Source organism: Vibrio sp. 1978 (genome assembly GCF_033344345.1).
Genome location: NZ_JAWPOP010000894.1, coordinates 1 through 546, shown reverse-complemented (window position 1 = coordinate 546; position 546 = coordinate 1). Strand labels below are relative to the sequence as shown.

The window sequence follows — 546 nt, the reverse complement described above, 5'->3', positions numbered from 1 at the left end:
GGCATAAACCGAGAACGTTGAGAATTCTATTTATGAATAGTAGTTTCTAATGAAACCCAGTGTCTTTTCACACTCGTCGCGGTTACCAACACTTATACGCACGCAGTTTTCAATTGGTGAGTTACGTAGAATGATTCCGGTATCCCACGCCGCTTTAAACAGCGCATCACCATCTGGGAATTTAACCAATAGATAATTGCCCCACCCTTCGAAAACTTGCAATCCTGGAATCATCGACAAACCAACCTGCAGATAAGCGCGGTTTGCATTAAGGTCGAGGACTTGGAATTTCGCTCGAGCCAAACCTGCTTCTGACAAGGCTTGAACCGCAATTTCAGCAACAGGCACTGGTACTGGGTACGGCGCGATGACTTTAAGTAGGACGTTGATTAGCTCCTCGTTTGCAAGCGTGAAACCACAACGTAAGCCTGCAAGCGCGAACGCTTTTGATAACGTACGTAGAATCGCGAGATTTGGATATTGAGCTAACAAATCCACCGTTGACGCCTCAGGGCAAAAATCGATATACGCTTCGTCCATGACCAC

The 546-nt window shown here is 46.3% G+C and carries 1 protein-coding gene; it reads right to left on the bottom strand.

All coding sequences use genetic code 11. The features are described 5' to 3' along the window. Positions 1 to 30: 30 nt before the first annotated feature. Positions 31 to 546, bottom strand: a 516-nt coding sequence (locus R8N49_RS29725; protein ID WP_318190776.1) for an aminotransferase class I/II-fold pyridoxal phosphate-dependent enzyme, incomplete at its 5' end; no start/stop codon positions are given.